This window comes from Haloarcula sp. CBA1131, assembly GCF_008728975.1.
GTDB classification, from domain to species: domain Archaea; phylum Halobacteriota; class Halobacteria; order Halobacteriales; family Haloarculaceae; genus Haloarcula; species Haloarcula hispanica.
The window spans coordinates 24,957-50,261 of sequence record NZ_RPCY01000001.1 but is presented as its reverse complement, the minus strand read 5'-3'; the positions used below and the strand labels follow the sequence as shown (position 1 = coordinate 50,261).

26 protein-coding genes and 1 pseudogene are annotated in these 25,305 nt (G+C 64.7%); 17 read left to right on the top strand and 10 right to left on the bottom strand.

What is annotated here, in order from left to right; all coding sequences use genetic code 11:
* From Har1131_RS00275 to Har1131_RS00260, 4 genes are all read left to right on the top strand, one after another.
* Nucleotides 1-1,419, top strand: a complete 1,419-nt coding sequence (locus Har1131_RS00275; protein ID WP_151144566.1) for an ATP synthase subunit B — start codon at nucleotides 1-3, stop codon at nucleotides 1,417-1,419.
* A 93-nt stretch (nucleotides 1,420-1,512) separates the two neighbouring features.
* Nucleotides 1,513-2,265, top strand: a complete 753-nt coding sequence (locus Har1131_RS00270) for a bacteriorhodopsin (RefSeq protein WP_023843114.1) — start codon at nucleotides 1,513-1,515, stop codon at nucleotides 2,263-2,265.
* 108 nt (nucleotides 2,266-2,373) lie between these two features.
* Complete coding sequence (locus Har1131_RS00265; protein ID WP_004593983.1) at nucleotides 2,374-3,066, top strand: V-type ATP synthase subunit D; 693 nt, start codon at nucleotides 2,374-2,376, stop codon at nucleotides 3,064-3,066.
* A gap of 56 nt (nucleotides 3,067-3,122) precedes the next feature.
* Nucleotides 3,123-3,515: a DUF6276 family protein gene (locus Har1131_RS00260; RefSeq protein WP_129755964.1), complete on the top strand. Its 393-nt coding sequence runs from the start codon at nucleotides 3,123-3,125 to the stop codon at nucleotides 3,513-3,515.
* A gap of 27 nt (nucleotides 3,516-3,542) precedes the next feature.
* Here the strand turns inward: Har1131_RS00260 and prf1 are convergent, their stop codons facing one another.
* Complete coding sequence (prf1, locus tag Har1131_RS00255; RefSeq protein ID WP_151102862.1) at nucleotides 3,543-4,799, bottom strand: peptide chain release factor aRF-1; 1,257 nt, start codon at nucleotides 4,797-4,799, stop codon at nucleotides 3,543-3,545.
* A 405-nt stretch (nucleotides 4,800-5,204) separates the two neighbouring features.
* On the opposite strand from prf1, the gene Har1131_RS00250 reads away from it, so the two are divergent.
* Nucleotides 5,205-6,023 carry a cell division ATPase MinD gene (locus Har1131_RS00250; RefSeq protein WP_008311088.1) on the top strand — a complete coding sequence of 273 codons (819 nt, stop codon included), beginning with the start codon at nucleotides 5,205-5,207 and terminating at the stop codon, nucleotides 6,021-6,023.
* A 67-nt stretch (nucleotides 6,024-6,090) separates the two neighbouring features.
* On the opposite strand, the gene Har1131_RS00245 is transcribed toward Har1131_RS00250, so the two are convergent.
* Nucleotides 6,091-6,777, bottom strand: a complete 687-nt coding sequence (locus tag Har1131_RS00245) for a helix-turn-helix domain-containing protein (protein ID WP_050007566.1) — start codon at nucleotides 6,775-6,777, stop codon at nucleotides 6,091-6,093.
* Between the two features lie 142 nt (nucleotides 6,778-6,919).
* Between Har1131_RS00245 and Har1131_RS00240 the strand changes: the two genes are divergently transcribed.
* A complete protein-coding gene (locus Har1131_RS00240; RefSeq protein WP_151144563.1) occupies nucleotides 6,920-7,711 on the top strand; it encodes an alpha/beta fold hydrolase in 792 nt (263 codons plus the stop codon).
* A 65-nt stretch (nucleotides 7,712-7,776) separates the two neighbouring features.
* Here the strand turns inward: Har1131_RS00240 and argS are convergent, their stop codons facing one another.
* Together argS and Har1131_RS00230 are read right to left on the bottom strand one after the other, a co-directional pair.
* Nucleotides 7,777-9,516 carry an arginine--tRNA ligase gene (gene argS, locus Har1131_RS00235; protein ID WP_151144560.1) on the bottom strand — a complete coding sequence of 580 codons (1,740 nt, stop codon included), beginning with the start codon at nucleotides 9,514-9,516 and terminating at the stop codon, nucleotides 7,777-7,779.
* Nucleotides 9,517-9,588: 72 nt separating this feature from the next.
* A complete protein-coding gene (locus tag Har1131_RS00230; protein ID WP_064287371.1) occupies nucleotides 9,589-11,355 on the bottom strand; it encodes a site-2 protease family protein in 1,767 nt (588 codons plus the stop codon).
* 96 nt (nucleotides 11,356-11,451) lie between these two features.
* On the opposite strand from Har1131_RS00230, the gene Har1131_RS00225 reads away from it, so the two are divergent.
* Both Har1131_RS00225 and Har1131_RS21520 read left to right on the top strand, forming a co-directional pair.
* On the top strand, nucleotides 11,452-12,348 hold the full coding sequence (locus Har1131_RS00225; protein WP_050037497.1) for a universal stress protein: 897 nt from the start codon (nucleotides 11,452-11,454) through the stop codon (nucleotides 12,346-12,348).
* Nucleotides 12,349-12,410: 62 nt separating this feature from the next.
* Nucleotides 12,411-12,587, top strand: a complete 177-nt coding sequence (locus Har1131_RS21520) for a hypothetical protein (RefSeq protein WP_008311078.1) — start codon at nucleotides 12,411-12,413, stop codon at nucleotides 12,585-12,587.
* A gap of 53 nt (nucleotides 12,588-12,640) precedes the next feature.
* On the opposite strand, the gene lysS is transcribed toward Har1131_RS21520, so the two are convergent.
* Together lysS and pyrH are read right to left on the bottom strand one after the other, a co-directional pair.
* Entirely contained in the window at nucleotides 12,641-14,278 is a 1,638-nt protein-coding gene (gene lysS, locus Har1131_RS00220; protein ID WP_151144557.1) for a lysine--tRNA ligase, read from the bottom strand.
* Nucleotides 14,279-14,965, bottom strand: a complete 687-nt coding sequence (pyrH, locus tag Har1131_RS00215) for a UMP kinase (protein WP_014039421.1) — start codon at nucleotides 14,963-14,965, stop codon at nucleotides 14,279-14,281.
* Between the two features lie 419 nt (nucleotides 14,966-15,384).
* On the opposite strand from pyrH, the gene Har1131_RS00210 reads away from it, so the two are divergent.
* Nucleotides 15,385-15,633, top strand: coding sequence for a hypothetical protein (locus Har1131_RS00210; protein WP_004518404.1), 249 nt, complete (start codon nucleotides 15,385-15,387; stop codon nucleotides 15,631-15,633).
* 178 nt (nucleotides 15,634-15,811) lie between these two features.
* Nucleotides 15,812-17,059 carry a site-2 protease family protein gene (locus tag Har1131_RS00200; protein WP_064287372.1) on the top strand — a complete coding sequence of 416 codons (1,248 nt, stop codon included), beginning with the start codon at nucleotides 15,812-15,814 and terminating at the stop codon, nucleotides 17,057-17,059.
* Nucleotides 17,060-17,089: 30 nt separating this feature from the next.
* Here Har1131_RS00200 and thiL read toward each other — a convergent pair whose 3' ends face one another.
* Nucleotides 17,090-17,956, bottom strand: coding sequence for a thiamine-phosphate kinase (gene thiL / locus Har1131_RS00195; RefSeq protein WP_064287373.1), 867 nt, complete (start codon nucleotides 17,954-17,956; stop codon nucleotides 17,090-17,092).
* A gap of 95 nt (nucleotides 17,957-18,051) precedes the next feature.
* Between thiL and Har1131_RS00190 the strand changes: the two genes are divergently transcribed.
* From Har1131_RS00190 to Har1131_RS00175, 4 genes and pseudogenes are all read left to right on the top strand, one after another.
* On the top strand, nucleotides 18,052-19,083 hold the full coding sequence (locus Har1131_RS00190) for a lysylphosphatidylglycerol synthase transmembrane domain-containing protein (RefSeq protein WP_151144554.1): 1,032 nt from the start codon (nucleotides 18,052-18,054) through the stop codon (nucleotides 19,081-19,083).
* A gap of 113 nt (nucleotides 19,084-19,196) precedes the next feature.
* Nucleotides 19,197-19,657 (top strand): annotated as a pseudogene (locus tag Har1131_RS00185) (30S ribosomal protein S19e).
* 87 nt (nucleotides 19,658-19,744) lie between these two features.
* Nucleotides 19,745-20,089: a DNA-binding protein gene (locus Har1131_RS00180; protein WP_050037501.1), complete on the top strand. Its 345-nt coding sequence runs from the start codon at nucleotides 19,745-19,747 to the stop codon at nucleotides 20,087-20,089.
* On the top strand, nucleotides 20,090-20,707 hold the full coding sequence (locus tag Har1131_RS00175; protein WP_050037502.1) for a tRNA (5-methylaminomethyl-2-thiouridylate)-methyltransferase: 618 nt from the start codon (nucleotides 20,090-20,092) through the stop codon (nucleotides 20,705-20,707). It abuts the gene before it with no gap.
* Between the two features lie 38 nt (nucleotides 20,708-20,745).
* Here Har1131_RS00175 and Har1131_RS00170 read toward each other — a convergent pair whose 3' ends face one another.
* Nucleotides 20,746-21,411, bottom strand: coding sequence for a transcriptional regulator (locus Har1131_RS00170; RefSeq protein WP_050037503.1), 666 nt, complete (start codon nucleotides 21,409-21,411; stop codon nucleotides 20,746-20,748).
* 246 nt (nucleotides 21,412-21,657) lie between these two features.
* Between Har1131_RS00170 and hisS the strand changes: the two genes are divergently transcribed.
* Nucleotides 21,658-22,965, top strand: a complete 1,308-nt coding sequence (gene hisS / locus Har1131_RS00165) for a histidine--tRNA ligase (RefSeq protein WP_014039429.1) — start codon at nucleotides 21,658-21,660, stop codon at nucleotides 22,963-22,965.
* 61 nt (nucleotides 22,966-23,026) lie between these two features.
* On the top strand, nucleotides 23,027-23,449 hold the full coding sequence (locus Har1131_RS00160; protein WP_151144551.1) for an SHOCT domain-containing protein: 423 nt from the start codon (nucleotides 23,027-23,029) through the stop codon (nucleotides 23,447-23,449).
* A 62-nt stretch (nucleotides 23,450-23,511) separates the two neighbouring features.
* Here the strand turns inward: Har1131_RS00160 and Har1131_RS22445 are convergent, their stop codons facing one another.
* Together Har1131_RS22445 and Har1131_RS00150 are read right to left on the bottom strand one after the other, a co-directional pair.
* Nucleotides 23,512-23,643 carry a hypothetical protein gene (locus Har1131_RS22445; RefSeq protein WP_255355510.1) on the bottom strand — a complete coding sequence of 44 codons (132 nt, stop codon included), beginning with the start codon at nucleotides 23,641-23,643 and terminating at the stop codon, nucleotides 23,512-23,514.
* A gap of 195 nt (nucleotides 23,644-23,838) precedes the next feature.
* The gene (locus Har1131_RS00150) at nucleotides 23,839-24,345 is read right to left on the bottom strand and encodes a GNAT family N-acetyltransferase (protein WP_014039432.1); all 507 of its coding nucleotides are present in this window, start codon (nucleotides 24,343-24,345) and stop codon (nucleotides 23,839-23,841) included.
* A 95-nt stretch (nucleotides 24,346-24,440) separates the two neighbouring features.
* Between Har1131_RS00150 and truA the strand changes: the two genes are divergently transcribed.
* Nucleotides 24,441-25,268 (top strand): tRNA pseudouridine(38-40) synthase TruA, encoded by an 828-nt coding sequence (gene truA / locus Har1131_RS00145; RefSeq protein ID WP_050037505.1) that lies wholly within the window; start codon nucleotides 24,441-24,443, stop codon nucleotides 25,266-25,268.
* Nucleotides 25,269-25,305 lie beyond the last annotated feature (37 nt).

The window sequence follows — 25,305 nt, the reverse complement described above, 5'->3', positions numbered from 1 at the left end:
ATGAAAGAGTATCAGACAATCACGGAGATCAGCGGACCGCTGGTGTTCGTCGAGACCGACGAGCCGGTCGGCTACGACGACATCGTCGAAATCGAGCTCAGCGACGGCGAAACCCGCCGTGGCCAGGTGCTCGAATCCGCCAGCGACTACGTCGCTATTCAGGTGTTCGAGGGCACCGAAGGTATCGACCGCGATGCCTCGGTTCGCTTCCTCGGCGAGACGATGAAGATGCCCGTCACCGAGGACCTCCTCGGGCGGGTCATGGACGGGACCGGCCAGCCGATCGACGGCGGCCCGGAAATCGTGCCCGACGAGCGCCTCGATATCGTCGGCGAGGCGATCAACCCCTACTCCCGGGAGTACCCCGAGGAGTTCATCCAGACCGGTGTCTCGGCCATCGACGGCATGAACACGCTCGTCCGTGGCCAGAAACTGCCGATCTTCTCCGCCTCCGGCCTGCCACACAACGACCTGGCGCTGCAGATCGCGCGACAGGCCACAGTGCCGGAAGAGGAGGAAGGCGGCGACGACGAAGGCTCCGAGTTCGCTGTCATCTTCGGCGCGATGGGTATCACGGCCGAAGAGGCAAACGAGTTCATGGACGACTTCGAGCGCACCGGCGCGCTGGAACGCTCCGTCGTCTTCATGAACCTCGCGGACGACCCGGCCGTCGAGCGGACGATTACGCCGCGGCTGGCGCTGACCACCGCCGAGTACCTTGCCTTCGAGAAGGACTACCACGTCCTGGTCATCCTGACGGACATGACCAACTACTGCGAGGCACTGCGCGAGATCGGTGCCGCGCGTGAGGAGGTCCCGGGCCGGCGTGGCTACCCCGGATACATGTACACTGACCTGGCACAGCTCTACGAGCGTGCCGGTCGGATCGAGGGTCGCGAGGGGTCCGTGACTCAGCTCCCGATCCTGACGATGCCGGGCGACGACGATACGCACCCGATTCCGGACCTGACCGGGTACATTACCGAAGGCCAGATCTACATCGACCGCGACCTCAACAGCCAGGGCATCCAGCCGCCGATCAACGTCCTGCCCAGCCTGTCGCGGCTGATGGACGACGGTATCGGCGAGGGGTTGACTCGCGCCGACCACGCCGACGTGAAAGACCAGATCTTCGCCGCATACGCGGAAGGTGAGGACCTGCGCGACCTCGTGAACATCGTCGGTCGCGAGGCGCTGTCGGAACTGGACAACAAGTACCTGGACTTCGCCGACCGCTTCGAGGAGGAGTTCGTCGACCAGGGGACCGACACGGCCCGCAGTATCGACGAGACGCTCGAACTCGGCTGGGACCTGCTCTCGATGCTCCCGAAGGATGCGCTGAACCGCATCGACGAGGACCTCATCGAGGAGCACTACCGCGAAGACGAGGCCGCCGAAACTGTCGAAGCCGAAGCCTGACAACGGCCCTATATCTCACGGCCGTTCGCAATTTTTACCACATATTTTGGGTACGCGACTGTTTAGCGTTGACCTCCTATACTAGCGTGCACTATGCCAGAACCAGGGAGTGAAGCGATATGGCTGTGGTTAGGTACAGCGGGCATGTTCCTCGGCATGCTATACTTCATCGCGCGTGGCTGGGGTGAAACCGACAGCCGACGCCAGAAGTTCTACATCGCGACAATACTGATCACGGCAATCGCGTTCGTGAATTACCTCGCGATGGCACTCGGGTTCGGCCTGACGTTCATCGAGTTCGGCGGGTCGGAACACCCCATCTACTGGGCGCGATACACCGACTGGCTGTTCACGACGCCGTTACTGCTGTATGACCTCGGACTGCTTGCAGGGGCAGACCGCAACACCATCGCCTCGCTCGTCAGCCTCGACGTGCTGATGATCGGTACCGGTGTGGTCGCGACGCTAAGCGCAGGGAGCGGCGTGCTGTCGGCCGGCGCGGAACGGCTGGTCTGGTGGGGTATCAGCACCGCCTTCCTGCTGGTCCTGCTGTACTTCCTGTTCGCCTCGCTGTCCGGCCGGGTCGCAGACCTGCCCAGCGACACGCGGAGCACGTTCAAGACGCTGCGCAACCTCGTGACGGTCGTGTGGCTGGTCTACCCGGTCTGGTGGCTCGTCGGCAGTGAAGGACTCGGCCTCGTCGGTATCGGGATCGAGACGGCCGGCTTCATGGTCATCGACCTCGTCGCCAAGGTCGGCTTCGGTATCATCCTGCTCCGTAGCCACGGCGTGCTTGACGGTGCTGCGGAGTCGACCAGCACCGGCGCAACGCCTGCAGACGACTAACGACTGCCGTTCGCCGACTTCGTTTTTTGGGTGTCGATCCGGAAGCGGCGGCGCTCGAACCGAAATAACTGGAAACCGTTAACTGCCTACGTCGAAAAAAGACCCGTAATGGCTAAGGACGTCAAACCCACGCGCAAGAATCTGATGCAGATCGAGGACCGCATCGAGCTGTCCGAGCGTGGGCACGACACGCTGGAGAAGAAGCGTGACGGCCTCATCATGGAGTTCATGGACATTCTGGACCAGGCTCAGGACGTCCGTGAAGACCTCGACGGTTCCTACGAACGGGCCCAGCGCGCGATCAACATGGCCCGGGCGATGGAAGGCGACGTGGCCGTCCGCGGGGCCGCCGCAGCACTGAAAGAACACCCGGAACTGACGACCCAGTCGAAAAACATCATGGGCGTCGTCGTCCCGCAGATCGAGTCCAGCAAGGTCCGGAAGTCACTGGACGAACGCGGCTACGGCGTCATGGGGACCTCGGCCCGCATCGACGAGGCCGCCGAGGCCTACGAGGAACTGCTCGAGAACATCATCCTCGCCGCCGAAGTCGAGACGGCGATGAAGAAGATGCTCGAAGAGATCGAGACGACGAAACGGCGTGTCAACGCCCTCGAATTCAAACTCCTGCCCGATCTCTACGACAACCAGGAGTACATCGAGCAGAAACTCGAAGAGCAGGAGCGCGAAGAGATCTTCCGCATGAAGAAGATCAAAGCCAAGAAAGAAGAGGAAGAGGACGCGCTCGCGGCCGAAGAGGAAGCACAAGAAGAGCCCGAAGCGGTCACTGCTGACGACTGATCGGGGAGTCCGTCCTGACCGGTATCGTTTTTGCGCTTTCAGGTTCGTGCTTGAGTATGTCCTGTCCCGACTGCGGTGGCGACCTCGTTTCGTTCCCAGTCCCGTCTGATCTCCAGCAATATCTCCCCGGAGACGCACCGGGTGCCAGCGTCTGTCAGTCCTGTTTAGCTCTCCAACCAGAGACGGAGCCACCCACTGCTGTCCCGGACTTTACTGGTCTCGATAGTTCCATCCCCGATAACGACGACGCAGCGGTCCCGCTGGTGTTGCTCGTCGGGCTACTCGATTCGCTGGCGATGCACCGGGCGGAGATCACTGCGTTGCTGGAACGAATCGAGCGCGAGGGCGTCGACCCGCTACTGGTACTGGACCGCCTCGACGCCAGCTACGGGGAGGCGGCCCACGTCGACCTCGGCCGTCGTCGTCGGCAACTGGAACAGTTGTTATAACAGAACTGAAAGTGCGAACGACGGTCGTTAGACGCCCGTCGAATAGCGCAGCAGGCCGGCGACGCCGCCGAAAGCAGTCAGCAACTGTTCGCCCTTCTCGAAGTCCGTCGAGATGAACACCGTCTCGGTGCCGCGCTGGTCGGCCAGTTCCATCAGGTGGTCGATGGCGTCTTCGCGCTCGCCGTCCTCGGCGTCGACGGTGGCGCCACAGCGGGAACAGTCGTGGTCGTCGGTGCTCGCGTTGCTGTTGATGAGTTCGTATTCGTCGTGGCCGTTCTCGCAGGTGTAGGCGACCACGTCCTTCCGGAGGTCCTCGGAGATGAGCAGCTGTTCGACCGCGCCCATGTTGAGGTTCTGGCGCGTCTGGTCGAACCCGTAGGTGGCTTTGTCCCCGTTGTGGAGCTGCTTGAAGAAGTCCTCCATGAGCTCTTTGTCACGGAGCATCTCGTGTTCGGCCAGCACGTCATCGGCCGCGTCCACGAGGTCGTACAGCCCCGACTCGTCGGTGTAGGCCACGTCGAACTTCCCCAGTACCATGTCCTGGAGTTCGTGGTGGAGGTAGTCGCCGTCGAGGAACTCGTCTTTCGTCGGTGAGGGGCCGCCGACGAGGATGCCGTCCAGTTCGTGGCGGTCGGCGACGAACAGATCGTTGGCCATGCCGGCGACTTCCTGATAGAAGTTGTCGATGGCTTCGAGACGGAGGCGGGCGAAACGCTGGGCGGACTGACCACCTTTTCGCTGTTTGCCCGGGACCAGCGAGGAGGCGGATTTGACGGGTTCGACCCGTTTGCCCTTCAGCCAGCCAACGTTGGCCTCGCGCCGGTCGAGCACGATGAGGCCGAACAGCCCTTTGTCGGCCAGCATGTGCTCCAGGGGCTCGGTGAGGAACTCCGAGTCACAGTGATAACGGAACGACTCGATGGGGTCCGGCGGGGATTCGAGTACCTTCGTTACCATGTCGGTCCGACCGCCGCCGGTGTCGAATGCACCCGAGAACACGACTAGCCCGTTGTCAGGAGGTCGCACGTCGTAGTACCGGAGGCGGTCCTTGATTGAAGTGAGTGCGTCCTGCACCGCCGTCCGGGTGTCCTTCGATTTGATGTTCGAGGCTTCGGAGTGCTCCTGGGTGACGTGAGCGACGACATCGCTGATCAGCTTGTCCTCGGGCACGTAGATAGAGACGAGTTGGGTTCCCGAGCCCTGGTACCCTTTGAGTTCCTCTATGACCTTCCGGAACTCGTATTTCTGCTTGTCAGATTGTTCCTGTTCCTGCTGCTCGCTCATTACTCTATGTTGGCCGAGGTGGCGTAAGAACCTGTTGACAGCGAGGGGCGCGAACGAAGTGAGCGGCCCTCGTACCGGAGCGGCGACCGAAGAGAGCCGCGGAGGAAGCCAGTGCGATTCGAGCGAAGCGAGAATCGCAGGACGGGCGAGCGGGGAGGGACGACCCGTGAGCAGCGAAGGGCGCGAACGAAGTGAGCGGCCCTCGCACCGGAACGGCGACCATCGGGAGCCGTGGAGGGAGGGAGCGAAGCGGCAAAGCCGTGAGGCCGATACGACAGACGTGACAACCGAGATACCTGACTGGCCGTGAAACCACCTATTCTGAACGTCGCCTGGCCCGTCACGATCCAACAAATGACAGTCGCATTTATATGACTGCCTGCATTGTACCCAAGCAATCAGACTATGGCGGGGTATGTGTGTACGATTGCGGGCGGCAAGGGCGGCGTCGGAAAGACGACGACCGCGGTAAATCTCGGGGCTGTGCTTCAGGAGATGGGCTACGATGTCGCCGTCGTCGACGCGGATCTGGGGATGGCGAACCTCGGCTCGATGCTCTCTGTAGAGCCCGAAAAGAGCCTCCACGAGATTCTGGCCGGTGAGGCTGCCGTGAGTGAGGCTTTGACTGATGCGCCGGGTGGACTCACGGTGATTCCGGGTGAACAGTCGCTGGAGGCGTTCGCGGACGCTGATCCCGCAAAGCTCAGGAAAGTCATCAAGACGCTCCGAAATGCCTACGATGTGGTGTTGATCGATACCGGGGCTGGACTGAGCCACGAAGTCGCCGTGCCGCTTGGGCTGGCCGACGGAATCGTCCTCGTCACGACCCCCGACGACGTTGCGGTGGGCGATACGGTCAAAACGGCCCAGCTAGCGAACCGAATCGACGGGACCGTTCTCGGTTCGATCATCAACCGCGCGACCCGCCACACTGACGTCGCGGCCATCGCCGAGCAGATGGAGTTCCCGCTGCTTGCGGTCATTCCGGACGACCCGCAGGCGACGACAGAGGAACCGCTCGTGCTCAACGCCCCCGAGAGCACGGCTGCCGACGCCTATCAGCGGCTGACCGAGGCGCTGGAGGGTGTGTTCTTCCGCGGCGAGAGCCCCGAAACGGATATCGAGACGATACTCGACGACGAGTGGTTCCTCGACGACACCGAGGATCACTCCGATGTCGACGACGACGAGGACTCCGGCGGTGTGTTCGGCCTCTTCAACTGACGGCTCTGTACCCGCCAGCCGGTCCGGTTTCAGCCTGCCGCTCCGACCGCATCTCGCTGTCTCTGACTCATTCCGGAAGCGGCGGCCACAGCGTCGCGACCGTTTCCTGAATGAGTTGAGTCTGTGCCCGGCGCAGTCGCTCCGAGAGCGACGACGCAGAGATGTCCAGTTCCTGGGCCACGGCGTCCAGCGACGTGCGCCGCGGAATCTCGAAATACCCCATCTCGTACGCCGTCCGTAGCGCTTCCAGTTGTCGGTCAGTGAGCCCGTTGCCGGGCGACTTCGGCTCCGCATCCCGGGTCAGCCGCTCAAGTCCGAAGTCCGCGTTTCGCTGCCAGAACGAGGCGAACTCGGTGAACGCCGCTCGGTCGGCGAACCATCCCAGTTGCTCCCACCCGTCTGCGGTCACGGTTATCCGTTCGATGATGGCGTCTGCCGTGGCGAGTGCTTCGAGTCCGTCCAAGTCGTCGATTTGGCCACCGAGTTGCTCCTCGAAGCTCAGTGCCGGCACTGCCTGATACCGACGGGTGTCGCCGGCCGTCCCGATGCGTGTCCACTCCTCGATATCGTGGGCATCAGTGAACGCCCGCTCGATGGCCTGCTCGGAGCCACCCGTCACGGTCCCAATAAACAGCGGGCGACGACCGTGGTTGTACTGCAGTGAGAGGGTGATCGTCGCTTCGGGTACCGCAGCCGCGACCGACACGAGCGGCAATGAGTCGCAATCGATCTGAAATTCTGCGATAAGCCCCATACGGCATCGCTCGCTGCCAGTGCTGAAGCGCCTGTCGAAACAGAGCATCGGCGTGGCTGTCGGTCCTGCTCTTGACACCCTACTTAAACGGCCCAATCACTGAGAGAACGGCTTAGCCCGACTGCGTTCGACCGTATGTTGTATGCAGCCGACACAATCCGCCGACGAGACCGAAGTCGAGTTCGAGCGCTACGGCGATGGCCAGCCACTTCTCCTCCTGCACGGCGGGATGGCTCCCACGGAGTACTGGAACCCAGTCATCGCACGGTTCGAGGAATACGGCGCTGTCGTCCCGCAGCGTCCGGGGTTCGGGACCTGTCTCGACTCCCCGGCGGAAACAAACGCCGACGAGGTGCTGGATCGTGAGGTCCGATATGTCCGGGCGCTTGCCGACGCTGTCGACGGCGACCCAATCCTGTTCGGCCACTCGTACGGCGCACTCACCGCTATCGAGGCCGCGGCGGGTACGTCGGTCGAGGCAGTTATCGCGTACGAACCGGCGGTACTTCCCGCCGAGTACCGGGCCGACGCTGACCTCGCTGACCGAATGGCATCGCTCGTACAGGATGGAAAGCGAGAGGAAGCGGTGAAACGCTACATCGAACAGGTCCTTCACCCAGACGGTATCGAGGACCTCGACGCCTGGCTTGCGGAGTGGCCTGTCTGGCCCGACTGCGTGGCCCTCGCCGAGGAGGTCGTTCGGATGAACCGGTCCGTCGAGCAGTACCGGCTCCCCGACCACTTCGATGTCGACGCTCCAACGCTCGTTCTGTCCGGCACCGACGGGCCGGATTTCCTCCGGCAGAGTGCCCGGGCCGTTCACGACGCACTCCCGCACAGCCGATTCGTCGAGTTCGACGGGGTCAGCCACAGCGGCCCCGCCGAGGCACCTGCACTAATCGCGGCGGAAGTCGACGCGTTCCTGCAGAATTAGGCCGGCTCGACGGACTTTTCGCGGCAATCGCGCCTGTCACATCGGATTCCCGACGCAGACCGCTCCTACATCGAGGTCGGCGCTTCGACGCCCAGCGCGTCGAGGGCGTTCGCAATCGTGGTCCGGGTCCCGTCGACGAGGGCCAGCCGTGCGGCGCGGGTCTCGCCGTCGGCGTCGAGAACCGGACACTCCCGGTAGAAGGCGTTGAACGTTTCGGCGAGGTCGCGGGTGTAGGTGGCGACGGTGTGCGGCGTCAGGTCGTCCGCGGCCGCCTCGATGACGGCGGGGAACCGGGCCAGTTCGCGGAGCAGGTCCCTCTCTTCCGGTTCCGACAGTGGATCGAGGTCGGGTTCGGCTGGGATGTCAGCCTCCACGTCGCCGAGGATGCCACAGCAGCGCGCGTGGACGTACTGGACGTACGGCGCGGACTGGGCCTCGAAGTCCAGCGCGCGGTCCCACTCGAAGGTGATGCCCTTCGTCGGCTGTTTCGAGACGATGTCGTAGCGCACCGCGCCGATGCCGACCTGACGAGCGATACGGTCGATATCGTCCGCGTCGAGGTCGCCGCGGGTCCGGTCGTCCAGTCGGGACTCAACCTCTTCGCGCGCGCGGTCAATAGCTTCATCGAGCAGGTCGTCGAGGTCGATGCCGGTCCCCTCCCGCGTGCTCATCCCGCCTTCGGGAAGGTTCACCCAGGAGTAAAACACCTGTCGGAGCTGGTCGGTGTCGTTGTCCAGCAGTTCCAGGGCCGCCGAGAGCTGGTCGGCCTGGAGCTTGTGGTCCTCACCCAGCACCGTGACGGCGCGGTCGTAGGTATCGAACTTCCACTCGTGGTGGGCCAGGTCGCGGGTGGTGTACAACGATGTGCCGTCGGAACGCAGGAACACGAGGTTCTTTTCGAAGTCGGGCAGGTCGAGCTGCCAGGCGTCCTCCTCGTAGACGGCGCAGTCGAGGTCCTTCAGCCGGTCGACCAGGTCGTCCGTGTCGCCGTTGCGCATGAACCGCGTCTCTTTGACGAACTCGTCAAACTCCGCAGGGAGGCGACCGAGCGTGTTCTGCATTCCGCCCAGCACAGTGTCGACGACCTCGGCGACGCGTTCGTACGTCTCTTCGTCGCCGTCTTCGAGGCCCTGCAAAATCGACTGGACCTCGGCCTCCGCTGCCTCGACTTCGTCGGGGTCGCCCTCTTCGAGGACAGTATTGCCCTTGCGGTAGTACCGAACCATCTCGTACTCCGGGGACTCTCGCTCGGGCTCGGGCAGGTCGGACTCGTCGAACGTCTCGTAGGCCCAGGTGAACACGGCAATTTGGCGGCCCGCGTCGTTGACGTAGTAGTGGCGGTCGACGTCGTAGCCGGCGTAATCGAGCACCCGAGCGACGGCGTCACCGATGATAGGGTTTCGTGCTCGCCCGACGTGGACCGGGCCAGTCGGATTCGCGGAGGTGTGCTCGACGACGACGCTGGTGTCGCGGTCGGGAAGCCGCCCGAACTCGCTCTCCGTGACTGACTGCAGGGTCTCGGCGAAGTACGCCTCGCTCGGGAGGAAATTGACGTACGGCCCTTGTGTCGTCACAGCACTGACGTAGGTGAGGTCGTCCGTGTCAATCGCCTCGGCGATGTCGCCGGCGACGTTCGGTGGCGCAGTACCGACCTCGCCGGCCAGCCGGAAGGCGACGCTCGACGCCAGCACGGCGTCGACGTCCTCCGGTGGTTCCTCGATACCGAGGTCCTCGGCCGGCAGGTCGAGGGCTGTGAGTGCGTCGGCGAGGGCGTCCTCGACCTCCGCACGGAGCTGCAGGAACATACGCCGGGCTTTCGCGGCGGGGAGTAAATGGGTAACGAAACCCCAGCCACGTTAGACCGATTCCTGTCTGTCTCAGGTCAGGAGCCGCGGGCCGAACACCATCAACAGGAGGCCGCCGATCATCGACACCGTGATCGCGATGGAGACGGCCGTCGTCACCCGCCGCCCGTCCGAGACGGGGAGCCGCGAGACGAACGACTCGGTCGATGCCCGCAGGATGTGGCCGCCGTCGAGCGGGAACGTCGGGATGAGGTTGAACTGGCCGATGACGAGATTGATCCAGCCAGTCCAGAACAGGACGTTCGCGAGCAGGAACACCGGCGTCGTTCCGAGCGCTCCGAGCGGTCCCTGGACGGTGTAGAAGTTCGTCGCGATGCCGGTGAAGCCGGCGAAGTTGTAGCCGAAGCCGCCGGCGACGCCGATAAAGGGGAGCAAGAGCGTGCTGAAAATCCGCTGGGCGAACGAGAACTCGGAGACTGACGTGGGGGTGTCAGGCGATCCGCCGAGGAATTCCAGGAACGCGGCGGCGGGATAGGCGTCGATGCCGAAGTCACTGACCTGGATGCCGCTGATACCCTGCTGGATGCTGACGCCGATGATACCGTTGTCGACCTGCTCACTCTCGGCCATCGTCACCTCGTAGGTCTCGCGTGCACCGTCGACGTAGCCGGTGACCGACACCCGGTCACCGGGTTCGCCGCCCTCGAGGGCCTGCATTAGCGCTGCCCCGCTGTGTGTTCGCTCCCCGTTGACCTCGGTGATTATCATGCCTTCGCCGCTCGGTGCCCCTTCCCCGGCGAGCGGGCCGTCCTCGGCGACCAGGACGTATGCGCCGAGCGGGGTCGTGACCGTCTCCCCGGACTCGGTTTCGACTGTTGCAACGGGATTGTTTCGAGCCGCCTGTTCGAACTCACTGCTGGTAGCCACGGCAGTCCCGTTGACCGAGACAATCGTCTCACCGGTTCCAAGCGGCGCGCTCTGGAGGGCCGCCGAGACGACGACGGACCGCTCGACGGTGACTGTTTCGGAATCCTTACGGGCCACTTCGACAGTCTGTGCGTCGTTTTCGGCGAGCACCGATTCGAGTTCCTGCTGGCTCTCGACCGACTGGCCGTCGACGGCCGTAATAACGTCGCCTGACTCGATACCCGCATCAGCGGCGGGGGTTCCGTTGATCGGACTTCCGACCGGCACGCCGTCGACGACAGCGACAGCGCCGGCGACTGGCCCGAACAGCAACAGAAGCGTGATGATCGCGAGCGCGAAGTTGTTGGTCACGCCGGCCGTGTACATCCGGGCCTGCGCACCGCGGTCGGACCGCAGGAGTTCGTCTTCGTCGGGTTCGACGAACGCGCCGATGGGGATGATCGCCAGCAAGGCCAGCCCCATCGACTCGATGTCGATGTCCTCGACGCGACAGAAGAGCCCGTGGCCGCCCTCGTGGACGACGAGGCCGAGCAACAACCCGAGCACGATCTCGGGTGCGACCGACAGCGGGAGGAAGTCGTTGACGCCGGGAATCGCCAGCGCGTTCCGCGGCTCGTTCAGTGCGGAGGGCTGTGGGTTGACGAGCGCCTGGTAGGCCCCGAGCGCAACGAGGAGGAAGGAGCCGACCATCACCACGAGTCCGAACCCGACGCCGAGGTTCCCCCAGGCCCGCCAGAACCGCTTTGGCCGTGCAAGCCAGTCGAGGACAGCTTTGCCCTTCTGCGTGTGAATCGTCGTAATCGGGCCGCTAAAACGAATATACTCGGGGACAACGCCGCGGGTCCGCAACGCCATCGCGAGGAGGGTGTAAGCGACAAGGCCCGCAAGGACCCACGTCAGCGTACTCACCATTTACCCGAAACTAGGTTTAGCCAAGCAAGAGGGTTTGGTTTGGGACACACCGCCAGCAGCCAACGGTGAAGTGACCGCGCTGCAAACGACCACACAATGTACGACCACGTTCTCATTCCCGTCGACGGGAGCGACGAATCCACGGCAGCCGCACGGCGCGGCCTCGCACTGGCCAAGGACTTCGACGCGACTGCCGAGGCGGTTCACGTCGTCGACCAGCGAGCACGCAGGCTCACGCGAACGGATCGCGAGAGCGGACGCCTCCACGAACACGGCGAGTCCGTCCTCGCTGACATCGAGTCGCTCGCCGCCGATATCGGCCAGCCCGTCACGACGGAGCTTCTGGAGGGGAAACCGAGCGTGCAGATCGACGAGTACGCCCGCGAAACCGACGCAGGACTCATCGTCCTCGGTCGACAGGGACTGACCGGTCTCGGGAAGCGACTCCTCGGTGGCGTCACCGAACAGCTCCTGCATCGAACTGCGGTGCCCGTGCTCGTCGTTTCGGGGGAGAAACAGGCGGAAAGGCGCGAATTCGACTACTCACGAGTCCTCGTCACAACTGACGGGAGCGAGAACGCAAACACGGCGACGCGACACGGCGCGGCGGTAGCAGACCGGTACGACGCGACAGTACACGTCCTCAACGTCGTCGATATCCAGGCCGCCGGCGGAGCGTTCAACGCTGGCGGACTGAACGAGGCGTTCATCGAACGACTGGAAGCGGACGGGCATGACGCCGTCGCAGCAACCGCCGACGACCTCGAAACGGCGGCTTCGGACGTGTCGGTAGAAACCGCCGTGGAACGGTCGGACTCGCTCGATGGCGTCGCCGCTGGCATCTGCGAGTACGTCTCCGATCGGGACATCGACCTCGTCGTGATGGCGTCACACGGACGCTCGAACCTGAAGCGCCAACTGCTCGGTAGCGTCACGTCGCAACTGCTCCGAACTGTCGATGTCCCCGTGCTAGTGACGCCCCGTTCGACCTGAGCGGATGGACGAACCACCCGTTCTATGTATCGTGGGAACATATCGCAAGACGGTGCCGGACAATGCCAGAAACCTGCGGTATCTGTGGTGAGACGGTCCCCTTCGATGCTACCGTCCACGCGATGATTCACACGCACAGCGAGACGGGCGTCATCGACGCGTACGTCTGTCAGGACTGCTACGACGAGCGTCTCGGACCGATGTTCGAACGGGTCGACACGCAGGAACAGTCGCCCTGAAGTCGCCGTTTCAATAGCCTGTTACGGGTGGGTAGGACCCGCCTACCCCGGGACTACTCGTTCCGGCGGAACCGTTCCACAACGAACTCCTGGTCCAGTTTCGCGATGAACGTCCCGAGCTGTGGGCCTTCGGTGTCGTCGAACAGGAGCTGGTAGCCGGCCGAGAAGAACTCGCCGATATCGATGTCGTTTCGCTTCGCCGTCTCGTATATCTCCGACTGAATCGCTTCTCCGTCGTGGCCTTCGTCAATGAAATCGGCCAGCTCGTCCAGCGCGGCCGCCGTCTCGTCGTCGAATGACACGTCGGGCATCTCGGCGCGCTTGAGTTCGTAGTTGAACTCGTTGTCAGTGCGGCTGGCCCACTCTTGGGCGCGCTCGACGCGGGCGAGCGCTTGTTCGACGGCCCACTCCGGCGCATCGTCCGGGATGTGGCCCTCTTTCCGGGCGATCTGCTCCCGCTGTTCCGGGTCGTCGGTCATCCCGAGGACGGCGGCGAACGTGTAGGGGATTCGAACCCGCTGTTCACGCGGTTCGTCCACGACCATCGGATAGGCTTGCTCCGCAAGTTCGGCGTCGTCCTCACTGGCCTCGGCCTCTCCGAAGTACCGCCGCTCGAACCGGTCGAACTCGTCGACGAGCTGGTCGACGTTCTCGACGGAGAAGTCCCGCTGCTTCCGCGGGTCCTTCACGAAGAAGTATTTGAACACCTCGGGTTCGAGGATATCCAGCACCTCGTCGACGGTGATGACGTTGCCCGAGGACGAGGAGAGCGGCTCGCCGTCGAGCGTAAACCACTCGTACACCATCGGGACCGGCGGCTGGATGTCCAGCACGTTCTCGGCGACGTCTTCGCCGGAGGGCCAGGAGCCCTCGGCGTGGTCCTTGCCGAACGGCTCGAAGTCGACGCCCAGAATCTCCCACTGGGCGGGCCACTCGAACCGCCACGGGAGCTTCCCGTCCCGGAGCGTCGCCGTTCCCTCGTGACCACAGCCCTCGATGGTCTGGTCGCCGGCTTCGACGTCCTCACAGACGTATTCGACTTCGCCGGCGTCGAGGTCGACATCGGTGACGCCCTCGGTGAGCTTGCCGCACTCCTCGCACTGGGGCAGGAACGGGACGTAGTCGTCGCCGACCTTGTTCTGGTATTCGGCGAGCACGTCGCGGGCCCGGTCGGCGCGTTCGAGTACGCGGCGGGTCACGGGTTCGAACTCGCCGTCGGCGTACAGCTCGGTGTTCGAGACGAACTCCACGCCCACCCCGACCAGCTCGGCGCTTTTTCGCAGGAGCGTCGTGAAGTGGGCGCCGTAGGAGTCACAGCAGCCGAATGGGTCCGGGATATCGGTGTACGGTTTCCCGAGGTTCCGCCCGAGCGCGCCGGCGTCGACCTCGCCGAGGCCGACGACGTTCCAGTTGAGGTCGGCGAGCTGGCGGGGCACCGCCCGAAGCCGGTCTTTGTCGTCGGCGGTGAACACCTGCCGGACCTCGTGGCCGCGGTTCCGCAGGGCCTCGGCGACGTAGTAGCCCCGCATGATCTCGTTGAAGTGGCCGATGTGAGGAACACCCGACGGGGAGACGCCGCCCTTGATGACGATTGGGTCGTCGGGGTCGCGCGCTTCGATAGCGTCGGCGACGGAGTCGGCCCAGAACGCCCGGCCGCCGCCGCGGCCAACCTCGTAGGGGTCTTCCGCCATCTATGCCTCCGGGAGAATCTCGGACCCGTCGAACTCACCATCTTCGACCGCGCGCACGACGTGTTCGGGGTCGGTACCGTCGAGCACTATCGTCCGGATGCCGGACCGCTGGATGATTTTCGCGGCCAGCAGGTCGACGGGTGCGCTGCTGCCAGCGTCCATCTCGATGTCGGCAATCACGTCGACGAGTTCGCTCGCGCCGAGTTCGTCGAACCGCGTCGCGTCGTCGTCTTCGTTCGGGTCGGCGTCGTAGACGCCCGGGACAGACGTCGCGTACACGAGCAGGTCCGCGCCCACGTACTCCGCGAAGGCGGCCGCCACGGCGTCGGTGGTCTGTGCGGCGACGATGCCCCCGAGGACAGGGATGTCCCCGCGACGGATGGCTTCCCGGCCCTCGTCGTAGCTCTCGGCGGGTGTCGGCGCGGCGCGGTCGTCCAGGGCGGCGATCAGTAGCCGGCCGTTCAGCCGCGTGACGGCGATACCGAGCTGGTCGAGCTCGATTTCGTTTGCGCCGAGGTCGCGGGCGGTGCCGATGTAATCGCGTGCGGTCGGTCCGCCGCCGACGACGGTCCCGAGCGTGTGTCCCTGTGCATCGAGCGATTGGATGGCGCCGGCGTAGTCGGCGACCCGTTCCGCGTCGAGGTCCGGGGCCAGTACGCTTCCGCCAATGGAGACGACGACTTTCATTAGCCCGCCGTAACCGCGATGCACTCTTAAGGGTTGTCAAGGCCACTGACTGCTGTCTCTCTAGTCGGCCCTTTCTGGTACCCACTGCGATCGCTGTCGGTCGCGTCCCCGCGAGAATGTCCGTCTGACGCGTGCCCGACGTGCTGACGCGTGTCTGACGCTTCTGGAAAACTAACGGTGAAATGCGCCGCTTGTTGGCGCTACAGATGGTGATATCTCTCTTTCACAGACCGCTCAAAACACCACGAAACTTGCATCGATTTACGGTCTAAGAAGGCTTTGTGAAATGTCTAAAAGAATCTGAACTGGTTGTAAAAAATGCGTTTTAGCTCGATTTGTCCTGAAAGTGACCGAAGTGACCTGAAGGTTCCTTCCTTTATATACTCCCGGCGGGGTTACGAAGAAGTGAGGTGACAAAGATGAGCGCTACCGCAACGCCCTCCGGCGAGGAAGAGCCCTCCAAAGAAGAGCGACTGAAGTCGTTCCTCGCAGAGAAGGCAAGTGACGGCGAGATGTATTTCAAGAGCAAGTTCATCGCTGATGAAGTCGGTCTCTCCCCGAAAGAGATCGGTGCCCTGATGGTCAAGCTCAAGGACAGCGCGTCCGAGATCAACGTCGAGAAGTGGTCGTACACGAGCGCGACCACCTGGCGTATCGAGCCAGCGTAGACGACCGGTCCCCGCGTACAGTTCTCGGACGATAGTACCTGCTATAGTAACAATTGAAACGATTTATACACTGATCGCACTGCCATCGTGCGATCAGGTGTGCATTGATTTTCAACGGCTACTATAGCTGTGTGATCGTTCGCGGAGTATTTGTGCCCGCATCGTTTACGAGCAGTTGATGAGTGGCTCCGCGGACCCGCCGTCGCCTGACCGACTGGCCGGCGTGTTCTCCGTCTCGTCAATGCGGCGGACGGATGGATCTGTCCAGTATCTCGGCGACCCGATAGTGCCACCAGCCGCCGCTGTCGAGCAACTCAGACCGCTGTTTCGACAGCGGGGCTACGACGTTCGGCTCGAAGAACTCGGCCCGGAATCCGGCGATACAGCAGCCACTACGAGCAACGGTGGCACTACTGTCGTCGGCGGTCCGACGGTCGATGACTCGATGACCGCCACCGGTGGTGCGTTGAACGCGCGCCCGAACCAGTACGCACTGATCGCGGAGCCCGCCGACACGGACACTGGCGGTATCCCGTGGCTCAACATCGGGCTCCTGTTCGCGACTATCGCGTCGACCCTCTACGTCGGCGCGAGCGCCTGGTACTACATCCCGGTCGCGGAGGACCCGCTTCGGATTTTCGAGGCCTGGCCGTTCGTGGTCGCGATGCTCGGCGTGCTCGGTATCCACGAACTGGGCCACTACGCCGCGGCCCGATACCACGGTGTCGACGTGACGCTCCCGTATTTCATCCCGTTTCCGTCGTTTCTCGGAACGATGGGGGCGGTCATCAACATTCGCGGACGCATCCCCGACCGGACGGCGCTGTTCGATATCGGTGTCGCTGGCCCGCTCGCTGGGCTCGTCGCGACGACCATCGTCACGGTCATCGGCCTCTCGATAGACCCAATTACGGTGCCGGAACGCGTGGCAAACAGCGACACCGGCGTCATCATCACGTTCAATTATCCGCTGCTGTTCCAGGCGCTGGAGGCCCTGGTGAACACGCTGGGACTCGGGACCGAGGTCGGCCCCGGCGAATCGGTCCACCCGATCGTGTTCGCCGGCTGGGCCGGGATGTTCTTTACGTTCCTGAACCTGCTCCCGGTTGGGCAACTCGACGGCGGCCACATCGTTCGGTCAATCGTCGGGCAGCGCCAGGAGACGGTCGCCGCCGCCGTTCCCGGAGCGCTGTTCGCACTCGCCGGCTACCTGTATTTCACCCGCGACCCGCCGCCGGTCGGTTTCGGCGTCTGGGGCCTGTGGGTGTTCTGGGGCCTGTTCGCCACCGGACTCGCGTACGCCGGTCCGGCCCGCCCGACCGTGGATACGACGCTGGACCGACGGCGGGCGCTGCTCGGCCTGTTTACGTTCCTACTGGGGCTGGCCTGTTTCACGCCGGTTCCGTTCGAGATAAGTGCGATTTGACCGTTAGCTCGCGTCGCGGTCTGGCCGTTCTCAGTGTGAGTACCCGCGGTCCGGAAGCGTCTCCCCGTTGAGCGTGACGCCGTGTTCGGTGACCGTTCCGATCCGGTGGAGCGGGCACGGCACGGCCTGTCTTGCCTCGGGAACATCCGCCTCGGGCAGCGTACAGACCAGTTCGAAGTCCTCGCCGAAGAACACGCCCAGCTCTCTCCGCTCCTGCTCAGTCTCCGCGAGCGCGTCGACTTGCGCGTCTATCGGGAGCGGCTCTTCGACAGCAAAGCCACAGCCGTTGGCCTCGGCTAACTGGTGCAGCGAGCGGGCCAGCCCGTCGCTCGAATCCATCATCGCCGTCGCGTGCGCTCGGAGTGCGACGCCTGCACGCACGCGGGGTTCGAACTGAAACAGCTCGTTCGCCCGGCCAGTGTCGCCCCGGTCGAACAGTTCGAGGGCGGCGGCTGACCGGCCCAGCGTTCCGGTGACACAGACCGCGTCGCCGGGCGACGCGCCCGAGCGCCGGATCGGGTCCGCGGCCGCCCCGATGGCCGTCGTCGCGACGGTGAACTCGTCGTGGCTGTCCAGGTCACCGCCGACGTACTCCGCGCCGACCGCGTGACACACGTCCTGTGCGCCGTCGACGAACGCCGCGAGTTCGTCCGGTTCGAACGACGGCGCGCCGTACGCGGCCACCGCGGCTGTCGCGTCGGCCCCCATCGCGGCCACATCCGACAGCGAGGCGGCGACGGCCCGCCAGCCCGCCGTGTAGCGGGTCGTCCCCGTCGGGAAGTCCGTCCGCTCGTGGAGCATATCCGTCGTGATGACCTGGCCGTCCACGACGGCGCAGTCGTCGCCCGCGTCGGGAAGTCGGTCGGCGAGGTCGGCGAGTGCAGCCCGCTCGTCCATACCCGGTCGTCGGTGTCCCGGGGCAAAACCCTCGGGGTATCGGTCGGCGGGACAGGGTCGGTGGGTTGAAACCGGAGACTGCCAATCCCATCCACATGGATGGGAACCGGATGGCGACGGTCGTCGGGTTCGCGGCAGCACTGGCCGTCCTTGGGGGGCTGGTGTGGTTTGTCGGCATCGACGAGACGCTGGATGCGCTCACCACGGCGGACCCGTGGGCGCTTCTCGCTGTCGCGGGCATCGCCATGCTCTGGCTCGTCTCGTGGGGGCTGGCGCTGTGGACGGTCCTCCGAGCGCTTGACGCACCGGTTGCGCCACACACAGCCGTTCTCGTGTTCGTCGCCGCCGTGTTCTCGAACAACGTCACGCCCTTCGGCCAGGCCGGCGGCGAGCCCGTGAGCGCGCTGTTGATATCGACAGCCGCCGACACCGAGTACGAGACCGGGCTGGCGGCTATTGCTACCGTCGACACGGTCCACTTCCTGCCGTCGTTCGGGTATGCCATCGTCGGCTTCACGTTCGTCGCCGCTGGAGCGGTCCAGTTGACCCGAAACCTGGCGTTTGCCGCCGGTGCTGTCGCGGTGCTCGCGGTCGGCATCCCCATCGCCGCCGTCCTGGGCTGGCGACACCGGGACCGCATTCAGGCGGCGGTCGTTCGCGGTGTCGCACCCGCCCTCGCCGCGGTGTCGAAGGTCGTTCCCCGGTGGTCCCCGCCGTCCGCCGAAAACATCGAGACACGAATCGAGGGGTTCTTTTCGGCCATCGAACGCATCGCGACGGACCGGCGGACAGTCCTCCAGACCTTCGGGCTCTCGGCCTTTGGCTGGCTCTGCCTGTCGGCGTCGCTGTGGACGTCGCTGTACGCCGTTGGGGCACCAGTTCCGGTCGAAGTCGTCCTGCTTGTCGTTCCCGTCGGGAGCATCGCCAGCGTCGTCCCGCTTCCCGGTGGGTCGGGCGCTATCGAGACGGTACTCGTGACGCTGCTGGTCTCGACGGCCCCGATTTCGGCCGCCCTCGCCACCTCTGCGGTGCTGATCCACCGCGTCGGGAGCTACCTGCTGCCGACGGTTATCGGCGGCGGCGTCGCTGCCGCCCTCAGTGTCGACCGGGCCGCGTCCGAGGAGTGACACTCACAGTTCCTGACGGGAGAGAGCATCGCTGCCCTATGGGCGAGTGAACGGTTCACGCCCGCCGACTGCGAACGACGCGTTTAAATGACGGCGACGGAAAGAAATCTGCAATGGCTACACTCTACGACGTTCCCCCGAGGAACTCATCGAGGCACTTACGGAGACGCTCGCAGACGAAGACGACATCGAAGCGCCGGACTGGGCCGAGTACACCAAGACCGGCGTCGACCGCGAACTCCCACCCGAGCAGGAGGACTTCTGGGCGCGCCGCGCCGCCAGCCTCCTCCGGAAGGTCGCTGTCGACGGTCCCGTCGGCGTCAACGCCCTCCGCTCCGAGTACGGCACCTCGAAGCAGGGGACGACCCGCTACCGCGTCCGGCCCCACCGGAAGACCAAGGGCTCGGGCAACATCATCCGAACGGCGCTCCAGCAGCTCGAAGACGCCGGCTACGTCGAGACCAGTGAGAACGACGGCCGCCGTGTCACCGGCGAAGGCCGCAGTCTCCTCGACGACACCGCAGGCGACCTCCTGACGGAACTCGACCGTCCGGAACTCGAACGCTACGCGTAACTGACGCCTTTCTCGCTGTTTTTCAGTCGGTCCGTAGCCCCTGCTCCGAAATCGTTTTCCGACCGACTCCAGTACTTTCATACAACTATGAGTGGCGACCCCAGCGAGGAGGAACTCGAAGAACTCCGGAAAAAGAAGATGGAGCAGCTCAAGGAACAGCAGGGAGACGAGGGCGAGGCGCAGGAGGCGGCCAAGCAGCAGGCCGACGCCCAGAAGCAGGCAGTCCTCAAGCAGAACCTCACCGACGGCGCACGCAAGCGGCTCAACACGGTCAAGATGTCGAAACCGCAGGTCGGGGAGCAGATCGAACAGCAGGTCGTCGCGCTGGCCCAGAGCGGCCGCGTGCAGGGCCGGATCGACGAGGACCAGATGAAGGAGCTCCTCTCGGAGCTGACGCCCGACTCCAAGAGCTTCGACATTAAGCGCCGGTAGATGCGCTGTGCCCTGTTGTACAGCGGGGGCAAGGACTCGACGCTGGCGGCGCTCTTGCTCGACCCCTTTTACAACGTAACGCTCGTCAGCGGCTCCTTCGGCGTCCGTGACACCGACCCCGCTCGGGAGAGCGCGTCGGCTGTCGGCTTCGACCACGCGACGGTCGATCTAGACCCGGACGTGGCCCACGACGCCGTCGAGCAGATGCACGACGACGGCTACCCGCGTAACGGCATCCAGCAGGTCCACGAACACGCCGTCGAAACCGTCGCCCGGGGCGACTGGGTCGCCGAGGCTGACGACATCGACACACTCGATGCCGTTGCCGACGGCACCCGTCGCGACGACCGGGTACCGACCATCGAGCGCCCGCTCGCCCAGAGCGTCGAGGACCGCTTCGGCGTGGACTACCTCGCGCCGCTTGCGGGTATCGGCCGCGGCGCTATCGACGCGATGGCTGCAAACCGACTCGTGGTCGAGAGCGGCCCCAGCGCCGAGATTCCGAAGGCCGACTACGAGGTCGAACTCCGCGCGCTCCTGCGGGAGCGCTACGGCGAGGGTGCCGTGACCGACGTGTTCCCCGAGCACACGCAGTCCCGCGTGCAGGGCCTGCGGTAGCCGTCGGCGGTTCGAGTCCTGCGCGTGCGTTCGTCAGATTAGGCGATGTCCCGGCTGGTGTCCACGTTGATCCGGTCGGTGAGGTCGAGGAATATCGGTTCTGTGAGCGCTCGGCCCCCGCGGAACTTCGGGACGAAGAGCCTGTTTTCGATGGCGTCGTCGTTTCGCTTCGTTTCGAGATCGAACACGATGTCGCTCGTGTACTCTGTCCGGTGGCGCTGTGGCGGCGTGGCGCTGTGTTTGAGCGCGTACAGGACCGCGACGCTGTCAGTCTGTGCGAGTCTGGCCTGCAGTGTTTCGAGGAAGGCCCGAAACTCCCCCGTATCGGCGCGCTCAAGCGGTTCGACCGGGCCGACGACGAGGAGCGACTCTTCGGTGAGCCCCTCGACGTGGGCGAGTACATCGCTGACCGGGGCCTCCCGATCCAGTTGGCTGACTGCGAGATCGTCGTAGGTCCCCCGCTGGGACCGCAGTGCCGACGTGACCGTCGTCGGTGCCTGTTCGCCGGAGAGATACACCGTCTCCTGCCGGGCGACGAACTCGGAGAGAAACAGCTCCGCCTGGCTTGCCGGTTCGGCGAGCAGCGTGACGAGGCTCCCAGTCGGAATGCCGCCGTCGAGCTTCCGGTCGAGTGCTCGAACCCCCGTCTCGAATCGCTGTGTCACTGTCTCACCCCGCGCGGCGTCCACCGATGCCTTGCCCATCCCATAGCGCCACCCTCGATAGACCGCGTCTTTGTTGTCCCCTCTCTAACACGGACCGTTCCCCGTGTAGCCGGCCACTACCCTTTTGACGCCAGCGCGTGCCGGCCACGCCCGTCTGTCACGGACGGACTACTGGCGAAAGCAGCAGCGAGCCCCTGTCGTAGTGAGTCTCTACTGGGCGCGATTTGGTGGTCACGGCCAGCGTGAACGAACAGGTTCAAGCGCGCCCTCGCTGTAGACGCGGACATGTACGACTCCGTCAAGGGCTTTCGTGATTTCTACCCCGAGGAGATGCAGGCTCGGCGGTGGGCCATGGACACGCTGGAAGACGTCGCACAGCGCTACGGCTTCCGGGAGATCGGCACGCCGGCCTTGGAGCCGACCGAGATGTACGTCGACAAGAGCGGCGAGGAGATCGTCGAGGAGCTGTACAGCTTCGAGGACAAGGGCGGGCGCGAGGTCGCGCTCACGCCGGAGCTGACGCCGACCGTCGCACGGATGTTCGTCGCCAAGCAACAGGAACTCTCGAAGCCAATCAAGTGGGTGTCGACGCGGCCGTTCTGGCGCTACGAGGAGCCCCAACAGGGCCGGTTCCGGGAGTTCTACCAGACCAACGTCGACATCTTCGGGTCGGCGGAGCCGACGGCCGACGCCGAGATTCTGGCCGTCGCCGTGGACATGCTCACCGACCTCGGGCTCACCGCCGAGGATTTCGAAATCCGCGTCTCCCACCGGGACATCCTCGCGGGCGTGCTGGAGTCCTTCGGGGCCGACGTGGACGTGCCCGAAGCGATTCGCGCAGTCGACAAGCGGGCGAAAGTCGACCACGACGACTACCTTGACGCGCTCGTCGAGGCGGGGCTCAACTACGGGCAGGCCGACAAATTCGACGAGATGCTGCAGATCGATGCCGAGGAAATCGAAACGCTCGCGGACCTCACCGGCTCCGAGGACGTCCGCGCGGCGACTGACAATCTTCAGGCGGTGCTCGACGCCGCCGAGGACTTCGGCGTCCGCGAGCACCTCACCGTCTCGTTGACGACCGCGCGCGGGCTGGACTACTACACCGGCGTCGTCTTCGAGTGCTTCGATTCGACGGGCGAGGTGTCCCGCTCGGTGTTTGGCGGCGGCCGCTACGACGATCTCATCGAGGGCTTCGGCGGCCAGCCGACGCCGGCCGTCGGCTTCGCGCCCGGCCATGCCACGCTCCAACTCCTCTGCCAGCGCGCCGGCGTCTGGCCCGCCGAGGAGCTATCGACGGACTACTACGTCCTGCAGGTCGGCGACACGCGCCCGACCGCGGCCCGCATCGCTCGCGACCTGCGCGAGCGCGGCCACGTCGTCGAGAGCGACGTCGCCGACCGCTCCTTTGGCGCGCAGATGGGCTACGCAGACGGCATCAACGCCGAGACGGTCGTCATCGTCGGCGAGCAGGACCTCGAAAACGACGAGGTGACGCTCAAGGAGATGGACGACGGCGAGCAGATCAGCGTCCCGCTCTCGGCGTTCCCGGGCGACCACGACCGGCCGACGTTCGAGGACTTTGCGGAGTAGCGCGGCCGAGCCATCGGTCCGCGACAGTAGCTTTTTGCGACCACCGTGTCGAGTAGTCGACATGCAGCTCCCCTCCATCGCCCTCCCGAGGTGGAAGCTCGTCGCGACCATTGCGATACTCTCGCTGGGTATCGCCATGCTTGCAGGCGTGGCCGGCTTCGGCGGGCCGATTGCATCGATGTCGATCATCCTCGGCTGGTTCATTCTGGCCCCGCTCGTCGCCCTTCTGGGATCGAAACTACCGATGATTGAATCACCGGCGGCCGAGCCGGACTCGGATGAAACCGAGATGACCACGGCTTCGGAACCGACGGTAGATCCGGTCGACCAGCTCCGGGAGCGGTACGCCCGTGGTGAACTGACAGACAGCGAGTTCGAGCGGCGACTGGACCGATTGCTGGAAACCGAAGCCCTCTCAGCGAACAGCGAGGCAGAGAATACAGCCGGTGAGACCGACAGAGAAGTCAGCCTCGAAACCGAGTGAGTCGCCGGCCATCGTATTCGAGCCGTGCCACAGGCGGATGTGCAGTCAAGGCACTCGCGGCCTCATTCCTTCGCGCTGACGACCTCGATACCGCTGTCAGTTAGGCGAACGTACAGAAGTACATCGTCCGGTCCCGGGTCGACCACGTCGGCGAGTTCGGGCGCACAGCCCGTTTCCGATGTCGTTGAAGCCATAGGCGCCACAGATCACCGCGTCGACCAGCCGGTGATAAGTGCCGTCCCGCTCGGTCGCCAGCAGGTAGCCCACGCCCTCGATTGCCGTGTCACACGCCGTGCAGGTCAGCGTCTCTGGATGCGAGGGGGGTCCATAACTCCGCCTTCGCGTAGCCGCTACTTATCGCTGTGTGCGGCTGTTCGTGAATTTCCCGGTCAGAGCGCCCGTTCCATCTCCATTTCCACGCGCTCTTTGGCGATCGTCTCGAAGCCGACCGACTCGTACAGCGCTCGTGCGACGTGGTTGGTGTTCGAGACGGAGAGCCAGACCCGTTCGAGGCCGTTCTCCTGGCCGTAGCCAAGCAGCACGCGGATGAGTTGTGAGCCGATCCCGGCGTGCTGGTAGTCCGGATGGACGAAAATCGCCAGTTCCGAGGTGTCCTGATAGGGGACGAGGACGGCGTGGCCGACGGATTGCTCCTCGTGCCAAGCGACGACGTTCAGGCCGTCTTCGACGAGATTCGGCAGCCAGTCGCGGATGTCCGCTTCCGTCCGGGGTGGGACGCCCTGTGACCGGGAGTCGGGCCCGAAGTCAACATACATCTCCACCAGCGGGTCGATGGCGCCGTCATAGGCCTCGATTGTCACCGTCCGCCCGTCGTTGTCGGTGAACGTTTCGGGCGGGCGGGGGAAGTCGTGATCCGCCGCGGCGGCGTTGGACATACTCCCACCTTTGTTCTCAGCATGCCTAAGTTCGTCTATCCTTCCCAGCGACTGAGATTCGGGTGAGACAAGTGGCTCGCAGTCGACAAATCGGTATGCGCGCCTATCGCGTGGCCTACGACGGCCGACCGTATCACGGGTTCCAGCGCCAGCCCGACGTCGACACTGTCGAGGGGCGACTGCGCTCGGCGCTCGTCCGCCTCGGCGTCTGCGAGCGCGGCGACGGCTTGCCCGAGTGCTACGCGGCCGCTGGTCGGACTGACGCCGGTGTGTCCGCGCGGGCACAGACAGTCGCCTTCGACGCGCCGGCGTGGCTCTCACCGGCGGCATTCAACGGCGAACTTCCGGACGACATCCGTGTGTGGGCCAGTGTCGATGTCTCCGAGGGCTTCCATGCGACCCACGACGCCACCGAACGCACCTACACCTACTACCTGTACGCGCCGACGGACGCAGACCGACTCGGACGCGAACCGGTCAACGACGAGCGGTGGGGCGAGGCCGTCGACGCACTCGCCGGGAGCCACGACTTCCACAATCTCACGTCCGACGACACCGGCACCGAGCGAACCGTCGACATCGACTGGGCGCGGGAGGGCCGGTTCCTCGTCGTTCGGCTCACGGCCGGCGGGTTCTGCCGCCAGCTGGTTCGTCGGCTCGTCTCGCTCGCGGCGACTGTCGCGGACGGCTCCGCCCAGCTGTCGAAGGTTGACCGTATCCTCTCGCCGGAGTCCGTCAGTGGCCCCGACGGCGTCCCGCCGGCCCCGCCCGAACCGCTGGTGCTGACCGACGTTCGTTACCCGGACGTTGCCTTCAGTCGGGACGAGGACGCCGCTGCGGACGCACGGACGGTCTTCGAGCACCGACGCGCGAACGCCCACACGACAGCGCGGGTTGCCGACCACATAACCGACGGGCTGTAGTTCCCCGTCGCTGAAACGAAGGCTTACTTCGGCCCCG